The organism is Mycobacterium sp. (genome assembly GCF_032162105.1).
In the GTDB taxonomy this organism is placed as follows: Bacteria; Actinomycetota; Actinomycetes; order Mycobacteriales; family Mycobacteriaceae; genus Mycobacterium.
The window spans coordinates 1-4,121 of record NZ_JAVRPS010000728.1; the positions used below are offsets into that span (position 1 = coordinate 1).

The following is a 4,121-nucleotide window of genomic DNA, read 5'->3' on the forward strand; positions in this document are numbered from 1 at the left end:
GTTGGTCGGCGGCACGTCGGCGATCTTGATGGTGTTGTTCTCCGAGGCGAAGATGGCCTCCGACAGGTCGAAGCCGACCTTCTTGGCGTCCACGTCGAACGCGGCGACGAACTTCACGTCGCGGACGTGGTACTGGCCGAGACGCACGTGCATCAGGCCGGGAACGGTGTTGTTCTCGTCGGCGTCGTGGTAGTACTGCACACCCTGAACCAGGGAGGACGCGCAGTTGCCGACGCCGACGATGGCGACCCGGACTTCGTTCGACGGGGCCTCAGACATGAAACGTTCTCCTTCTTCTACTACTGGACTTCGGGTGCTTGTTGTAGTTGTGCGCTGTTCAGGCCTGATTTTCTGGGCGTCCCTGCGCCACGCGTTCGGCTGCGATCAGATCGTTGAGCCACTTGACTTCGCGTTCGCTGGACTCCAACCCGAGCTGATGCAGCTGACGGGTGTAGCGGTCGAGCGAATTGGTGGCCCGCGCGATGGCTTCACGCAGGCTTTCGCGACGCTCCTCCACCTGGCGGCGGCGACCCTCCAGGATGCGCATCCTGGCCTCGGCCGGCGTTCGGTTGAAGAATGCGAGGTGAACGCCGAAGCCGTCGTCGGTGTAGTTCTGCGGGCCGGTGTCGGCGACCAGTTCGGTGAACCGTTGCTTGCCCGCGTCGGTGAGCTGGTAGACGCGGCGGGCACGCCGCACCTTGACCGCCCCGACGGGGGCCGCGTCCTCGACGATGAGCCCGTCGGTCTGCATCCGGCGGAGCGCGGGGTACAGCGAACCGTACGAGAACGCTCGGAAGGCTCCGAGGAGGCCCGTCAGTCTCTTGCGCAGCTCGTAACCGTGCATGGGTGACTCGAGCAGAAGTCCCAGGACAGCGAGTTCCAGCATCGAATCACCCCCTTAACTCGGTCGCTACGACGACTCAACACGTTGGTTGATTGTATCGCGCCGATATATGTTGCGCTACATCGGCCGCACCAATGCCGCTACGGGTGTGCTGTGGCCGCCGATTAGGTCACGTGGGTGGGTCGACGCGTTTGATCGTGCCGTCGGAGCCGAACGTGACCGATCCGCTGCCGAAATCGCTGGACACGCTGGCCCGCAGTGTCAGCTCGCCAGGCGTCTGGGGTTCGCGGGTCGGATCGATCGTGAGGTAGGTGCTGTCCTGATCGATGTCCGTCGGCTTGAGTTTGACCGCGTCGGGGGTGCCGCGCAGGATGCCGACGGCGGCCTTGACGTCGAAGGCACCCAGATCGGCCACGATGTCGCCATCCGACGTGGCGGAAGTCGTCGGATCGTCGAAGCCGCCCTTGTAGTAGTAGCTGAGCTTGCGCCGGTCGTCGTTGAGGTCGGGCCGACTCAAGACGGCGTACTCCGGATAGACGGTTAGGCCGTATCCCATGGTGTCGCCGAATCGTTGGCGCATCTGCTCGAGCAGACCCTCCAAGCCGCCCTGGGATTGCAGTCGGGTGGGGGGCGTGATGACCTTGGCCGGAATGCCATCGTCCTTGGCGCCCGGGTCGGAGGTGAAGCTGAACGGCGACGGGGTATTGCCGTACAGCCCCCAGCCGATCCCGATGCCGAGCACCACCAGCACGGCCGCCACCGCGGCCCGCATGCCCCAGCCGCTGTTGGCGCTGCCGGCCTTGAACATCGGCTTCTTCAGGTTGGGCATCTGGACCGGTGCATTCGCGTTCTGAAGGTCCTCCACCAAGGACTGCAGGTCCCCTAGGGTCTCGGCGGTCGTCGCCAGCGCCACCCGCGTCCGGTGCTCCTCCATGGACAGCTGCCCGTCGCTGAGCGCACTGTCCAGAACCTGGCACGTGTTGTTGCGGTCGGTGTCCTTCGCGCGCGTTCCTGCCGTCTGCCGTGTCGCCACGCACAGATCGTAGGAGTTGATGCGCCATCACCGCAGACCAGATGGCGATCCGGCACGAGGGTGACTGGAGTCGCTCCTCCACGCTCGGGGGGCCGACGTACTCTGGTCCACGTGGGATTGCAGAGACAGGTGGTGGATTACGCGCTCAAGCGGCGATCCCTGCTGGCCGAGGTGTATTCGGGACGCACGGGCGTGACGGAGGTCTGCGACGCCAATCCCTACCTGCTGCGCGCGGCGAAGTTCCACGGCAAACCCAGTCCGGCGATGTGCCCGATCTGCCGCAAGGAACAGCTCACGCTGGTGTCGTGGGTGTTCGGCGACCACCTTGGCGCCGTCTCCGGATCGGCGCGCAGCGCCGAGGAGTTGGTGATGCTGGCGGCCCGCTTCGACGAGTTCGCGGTGTACGTGGTGGAGGTATGCCGAACCTGCAGCTGGAATCACCTGGTGAAGTCATACGTGCTCGGCGCTCCCCGGCCTCCGAAGGCGCGCGGCACACGGACGGCGCGCTCCGGCGCGCGTACGGCCAGTGAATAGCGAAGGGCGCCACAGCAGGTCAGCCGACGACGTCCGAAACGGGCCCGTGGCTGACCGTGTGAGTGACGGCGCAGACGCAGGCGCATCCGCACACTCCGGCCCGCCCCGGCACGACGCCCCAGCGGGTCCGCCCCGTCGGCCGCCCCGTCCGCCGATGCCGCCCGACGATCGCCGCACGATGGTGCTGCCGCCCGTGCCGCCTGCGGGCGACCCTCGGTTGCGCGATCAGGTCGACGTCGTCAAGGCGGTGCTCGACGGCAAGCCGCCACCGCAACAGCCGCCGTACGGGCCGCCGCCCGGCAGTGGACCTCCCGGTGGTGGACCGCCGTACGGGCCGCCGGAGCCGCGCCCCGCCGGAACCAAGATCAACTGGAAGTGGGTGCGCCGCACCCTGTACGTCGCGGTGGCCGCCATGTTGGTGCTGCCGATCGTGACCTTTGCGATGGCCTACCTGATCGTCGACGTGCCCAAGCCGGGCGACATCCGCACCGCCCAGGTGTCGACGATCCTGGCCAGCGACGGCAGTGAGCTCGCGAAGATCGTTCCGCCGGAAGGCAACCGGGTCGACGTCAACATCGACCAGATACCGGTGCACGTGCGCGACGCCGTGATGGCAGCCGAGGATCGCGACTTCTACACCAACCCCGGCTTCTCCTTCTCCGGATTCGCCCGCGCGTTCAAGAACAACATCTTCGGCGGCGACCTGCAGGGCGGCTCGACGATCACCCAGCAGTACGTCAAGAACGCATTGGTCGGCGACGCCCGGTCGGGTGTTGGCGGCCTGGTCCGCAAGGCCAAGGAGCTCGTCATCTCGACGAAGATGTCGCGTGAGTGGTCCAAGGACGCGGTGCTGCAGTCGTACCTGAACATCATCTACTTCGGCCGCGGCTCGTACGGCATCTCCGCGGCGGCGAAGGCCTACTTCGACAAACCGGTCGAGCAGCTCACCGTCGCCGACGGCGCGCTCCTCGCCGCGCTGATCCAGAGGCCGTCGACGCTGGACCCTGCCGTCGACCCCGAGGGCGCCGCCGAGCGGTGGAACTGGGTGCTCGACGGCATGGTCACCATGGGTGCGCTCTCGCCGTCCGACCGTGCGGCGCAGGTCTTCCCGCCGACGGTGTCGGCCGACGCGGCCCGCGCGGCGAACCAGACCACCGGTCCGAACGGGCTGATCGAGCGGCAGGTCACCAAGGAGCTGCTGGACCTGTTCAACATCGACGAGCAGACGCTGAACACCGAGGGGTTGCAGGTCACCACGACCATCGACCCAAAGGCGCAGAAGGCCGCAGAGGACGCCGTCACCGAGAATCTCGACGGCCAGGAACCCGACATGCGTTCCGCGGCGGTCTCGATCGACCCACGCACCGGCGGGGTGAAGGCCTACTACGGCGGTAGCGACGCCAACGGCTTCGACTTCGCCCAGGCCGGGTTGCCGACCGGATCGTCGTTCAAGGTGTTTGCGTTGGTGGCGGCGTTCCAGCAGGGCATCGGCCTGGGTTACCAGATCGACAGCTCGCCGGTGACCGTCAACGGGATCAAGATCACCAACGTCGAGGGCGAAGGCTGCGGCACCTGCAACATCGCCGAGGCGCTGAAACAGTCGCTGAACACCAGCTACTACCGTCTGATGTTGAAACTGAAGAACGGCCCGCAGGACGTGGCCGACGCCGCGCACGCGGCAGGCATCGCCGAGAGCTTCCCCGGCGTGGA

Annotated in this window: 4 protein-coding genes and 1 pseudogene; 2 read left to right on the plus strand and 3 right to left on the minus strand. The window is 66.7% G+C overall.

The window, feature by feature from the left end:
* The 3 genes and pseudogenes from QOC69_RS36745 to QOC69_RS36755 form a co-directional block, all read right to left on the minus strand.
* Nucleotides 1-279, minus strand: a pseudogene (locus tag QOC69_RS36745) (inositol-3-phosphate synthase); the annotation flags it as partial.
* A 58-nt stretch (nt 280-337) separates the two neighbouring features.
* Nucleotides 338-886: a PadR family transcriptional regulator gene (locus QOC69_RS36750; protein ID WP_526447883.1), complete on the minus strand. Its 549-nt coding sequence runs from the start codon at nt 884-886 to the stop codon at nt 338-340.
* A gap of 127 nt (nt 887-1,013) precedes the next feature.
* Complete coding sequence (locus tag QOC69_RS36755) at nt 1,014-1,877, minus strand: DUF1707 domain-containing protein (RefSeq protein ID WP_526447885.1); 864 nt, start codon at nt 1,875-1,877, stop codon at nt 1,014-1,016.
* A 111-nt stretch (nt 1,878-1,988) separates the two neighbouring features.
* On the opposite strand from QOC69_RS36755, the gene QOC69_RS36760 reads away from it, so the two are divergent.
* Entirely contained in the window at nt 1,989-2,411 is a 423-nt protein-coding gene (locus QOC69_RS36760) for a DUF5318 family protein (RefSeq protein WP_526447887.1), read from the plus strand.
* Between the two features lie 154 nt (nt 2,412-2,565).
* Nucleotides 2,566-4,121 (plus strand): transglycosylase domain-containing protein (locus QOC69_RS36765; RefSeq protein WP_526447889.1); only part of this gene is annotated, 1,556 nt, incomplete at its 3' end.

Coding starts and splice junctions, on each gene's coding strand:
- QOC69_RS36750 (WP_526447883.1), bottom strand. CDS start 886: ATGCTGGAACTCGCTGTCCTGGGACTTCTGCTCGAGTCACCCATGCAC.